3 protein-coding genes and 2 pseudogenes are annotated in these 4,088 nt (G+C 32.8%); 2 read left to right on the top strand and 3 right to left on the bottom strand.

Annotation, left to right across the window (positions count from 1 at the left end; genetic code table 11):
• Positions 1-489, bottom strand: a pseudogene (locus tag OEW78_RS10125) (peptidase); the annotation flags it as partial.
• A 135-nt stretch (positions 490-624) separates the two neighbouring features.
• On the opposite strand from OEW78_RS10125, the gene OEW78_RS10120 reads away from it, so the two are divergent.
• Positions 625-1,143: a YbgA family protein gene (locus tag OEW78_RS10120; RefSeq protein WP_300327172.1), complete on the top strand. Its 519-nt coding sequence runs from the start codon at positions 625-627 to the stop codon at positions 1,141-1,143.
• An 8-nt stretch (positions 1,144-1,151) separates the two neighbouring features.
• On the opposite strand, the gene OEW78_RS10115 is transcribed toward OEW78_RS10120, so the two are convergent.
• Positions 1,152-2,309, bottom strand: a complete 1,158-nt coding sequence (locus tag OEW78_RS10115) for an Nre family DNA repair protein (protein ID WP_300327171.1) — start codon at positions 2,307-2,309, stop codon at positions 1,152-1,154.
• Positions 2,310-2,374: 65 nt separating this feature from the next.
• Here OEW78_RS10115 and OEW78_RS10110 point away from each other — a divergent pair, with 65 nt between their 5' ends.
• Positions 2,375-3,337 (top strand): cobalamin-binding protein, encoded by a 963-nt coding sequence (locus tag OEW78_RS10110; protein WP_300327170.1) that lies wholly within the window; start codon positions 2,375-2,377, stop codon positions 3,335-3,337.
• A gap of 166 nt (positions 3,338-3,503) precedes the next feature.
• Here OEW78_RS10110 and OEW78_RS10105 read toward each other — a convergent pair.
• Positions 3,504-4,088: pseudogene (locus OEW78_RS10105) on the bottom strand (epimerase); the annotation flags it as partial.

Raw genomic sequence — 4,088 nt, 5'->3', positions numbered from 1 at the left:
CTTGTACTCATATGAGGCAATCAAATGTTTTGCAGATCTTTCACAGTTGAGTCTATCATAGGCCTTGGTTATTTCAGCACATCTATTCAATTCTGCCTGAAGTAATCTTAATTCTGAATCATCAGAGGGAGTAGGAGTTTTTGTAGAAACAGATTCGGAGACATTGATTATTCCTAAGGAAATCAAATGTTGAATTCCATTTACGAATTCATCATCAGAGATGGTTCCATCTGCCCACCATCCCGCATTGTTTTTTACCCAATCTGGAACGCCATCAGATGTCTGAGAGGATATGGGTGCTGAAGCAATTGTAATAATTCCATCATTAATCAAAAATTCAATACCTGAAATGAATTCAGATTCAGATATTGTACCATCTGCCCACCATCCCGCATTGTTTTTTACCCATGATGGAACTTCTGCATAAGCAGATGAAACATTTGATGTAATTATGATCATTGCAGCGATTGCCATAATCGTTGTTTTCATTAACATTATTTTTTTCTGATAGTATTTAAGCTAGTGCCAATAAACAAGCTAGTGGTAACATTATTGCAAGAAACATAGTGCCAAAGGATGGAAAAAGAGATTTTCTTTATATGCAAAATGAAAAGAACTTGAAAAGTGGAAAAAAAATCATTAGATCTTGAAATCAACAAAGTCTCAGAAAAGGAGGTAATAGAATATGTTCTTGAAAGATTTGAAGAGGTAAAAAATTCAAACAAAATAAAAAATTTGGTATCGTTTCAAGCCATGAACAAATACATGATTATGGCACATAGCCAACAAGAATTAAAAATTTTAGGAAATATTGTTGCAAGTAATAAAAAAAATAATTTTTCAAACATTTTACAAGAATATGAAGAACATCTGAAAAAGGCATTTGAGAGCCAGCCCACAATAAAAAAGCATAGCAACGTAATCATGCATATTTTCGGGTATTTTTCAAACAGCTTTAGTAATCAGGAAAAAGAAAAATTTTTTGAGTTATTGACAAAATTTCAAAATAAGGAAATATCAATTGGAGAAATTCTTTATGAAATAAATCCAACAATATATCGATTTAACAATACATATCTTGCCAGTCAGACATATTTTTTACTATATTCAAATCCAGAACCTCAAAATTTATTTAAACTATAGAAAAGATTCTAAAAAAAATCAGAAATGGTTTTTTGTCTGATCAATTCTACAATATTTCCATGAGATAACCACTCAGATTTGCTTATACTAGTTTTATTTGATGCCAAAACCAATGCATTCTCAATGCTATCAGCAATCATAGGAGTTTGATTCATTGCTTCACGTATGCCTTCTCTAACCTGCCATACCCCTACAGGAATAGCATATTCTGGACGAATTTCTCGTAGAATTACAGCGCCAGCCTGAATTTTTTTATCTTTAAGATACTCCAGCACACCTAATTTTGCTGCAAAATAGGCACCGGCAATTGCAGGTGGATGATCAATTCCACGAGCATCCTCATAATCTGAACCAAATCCCAATATCCCATCAGAATACCAAGCCTCAATCATCTCATAGACCCATCGATGAGGAAATAACACAACAGTGAAGATATTTCCCAAATGTTCATATGAAAAAATCCGATGAGAATCAATCAATCCATAATCTAGAACATCATCAGTGAGATATTTGCAAATAATATCATCAGTTGCAGTAATACTCCATTTAGTAGGAACTAATTTTCTTTTCTGACCCAACATTCCAATGCTAAAACATTTCTGAATTTTTGAAATATCAATTCCAGAATTATACAAATTCAAAACAGCATCCTGAGCTTTCAAATCTTTATCATAGTATGTTTTTTCGATGGATTTTTCAGAAGAAGTTCCAGAAAATTTTGCCGTTTTAATCTCACCAATAGGACCAAAAGGAGCACTTTCGCCATCTAATGAGACTTTTGGAGAAGTGGTTTTTTGAAAAACTAAATCCGTGTCAGTAGCTTTTGAAGACATTGTAATTTCTTGAAGATCTTCGATGTAACGTCCTTCAGTTTGGTCTATTGAGATTTTTTGTACACCCCTGACTAAATTTAGTCTAAAATTTACTATATCCTCTAATGATTTTCCCTTCCATTGTTCAGGACTATCAAGCAAACTAGTATCACCATGGATTGGAGGAACCATGGGACCAACAAAGACTTTGGGATAATCATAAGATCCCACAAAAACAGATGGAGGGCTTGTGCCACTTATCGAATCAGACGAAAATAAATTTCCATGTTTTGAAATAGACTCATGCCATTTAGACAAGATTTCACGGCGTATATTTTGTGAATCTGAAAACATGATTTTCGTGCTTAAAATGAGCCTATTAATGTGACTAGTAAGAAAAATTGATGGGTTGTTAACGTATGGTGTTTAAAGGATCACCAATAAGAAAAACAGTGACCGTAAATAGAATTGTTTCATTTTTGCCTAGTGCAACTGAATTAATTTATGAATTAGGAGAACAGGATAAGATTTTTGGAGTCACACATGAATGCAAATACCCAAAAAATGCATGTTACAAACCCAAAATAATCAATACGGTTATTGATTCAGAAAAATTAACCAGCAAAGAAATTGATTCCACAACATACAAGTTGTTAAATGAAGGAAAGAATATTTTTGTACTAGATGAAGAGAACTTAAGAAAAGCCTGTCCAGATTTAATTATATCACAGGAGACCTGCGAAGTGTGCGCTGCACATACCAATCTAGTCAACAAGGCAATGGAAATTTTAGACACAAAACCAATTCTTTATTCCATGGATCCTCACAACATGAAAGAGATCATAGAAGCAGTTAGAGAATTAGGAGAAATTCTAGAATGCAATCAAAAAGCTAAAGACATTACAAATTCGCTTGAAAAAAGAATTTCCAACATCAGAGAATTTACCAATACAAAAAAACCAAAAATGCTTGCAATTGAATGGATAGAGCCATTTTTTACTGCAGGGCATTGGATTCCCGAAATGATTGAAATTGCCGGAGGCGTCAACATAATAAGTAAAACAGGGGAGCATTCCAAGCGGTTGACTATAGATGAAATAATCAAGTCAGAGCCAGACATCATTGTTTTAATGCCATGTGGTTTTGATTCAAAAAGAACAATACTGGAATATAATCAAATCCTAAAAAATAATGATGTTTGGAATTCATTAACGGCAGTAAAAAACAACAAGGTTTTTGCAGTAGACGCAAATTCATTTTTTAGCAAACCAAGTATTAGAACAGTTGAGGGAATAGAAATTCTTGCAAAAATCATCCAGCCTGAAAAATTTGCTAATTTGAAAGTCTCAAATAAAGGATTCAGGATTATTAAGAGTGCCTAAAATAGGCTCAAAAAAAGACTGTCACATAACATAACACACTACCAGTTATCTCAAATTTTAAAAGAATTATCATATGACAGAAAATTTTGCAGATGCCAATACCAATAATTTGTTAAAAATGACAAATGAAGTAATTGGAAAATTGAAAAAAGAAATCATATAAAATCTAAAGAGGATGTCCCTTATGTTGATAATCTATTACTTTATGGAATAGATTATGTGAAGATATAACGGTTAGAGAGGCAAAGAATATCCCAATGAAATTTCTTACAGTCATCAACTCACCAGGTTGAGCTGCAATCAAAGAGGTTTCAAAAACGACATAAAAATTATCAAATAACCAAAATGCGAGTGTTGTCCAAGATAATAAACCTGCCAAAAAATATCCCAAACGTGTTTTATTACGAATCAAAAGTATGGACATGAAAATAACAGCATACCACACGGCAGATGCAATTAACCAAAGTGTTTGATAGACTTCAGGTCTATCGTCAAGCCAATAATATGACGTCCCAATTATAGCCAATCCAATAAGAGAAAATTGAATCAATTTTTGATTAATTTTAAAACCAGTCTTTTCTTCTTTCAAATTTAACTCAGGAGGAGATAATTCCATTTCATTTGTAGCAATTTCAATAGATTCACGAACGGATTTCAACTTTAAAGGAATAATTTTTGTGATTTTGTCATCGGTTACAATTGTGTCATGTACAAGACTGTCAATTAGTGGTCTTGCAAGAGATGCTTTGAC

Source organism: Candidatus Nitrosopumilus sp., assembly GCF_029882185.1.
GTDB lineage: Archaea > Thermoproteota > Nitrososphaeria > Nitrososphaerales > Nitrosopumilaceae > Nitrosopumilus.
This window is presented reverse-complemented; position numbering and strand designations above follow the sequence as displayed.

Coding starts and splice junctions, on each gene's coding strand:
- OEW78_RS10115 (WP_300327171.1), bottom strand. CDS start 2,309: ATGTTTTCAGATTCACAAAATATACGCCGTGAAATCTTGTCTAAATGG.
- OEW78_RS10110 (WP_300327170.1), top strand. CDS start 2,375: ATGGTGTTTAAAGGATCACCAATAAGAAAAACAGTGACCGTAAATAGA.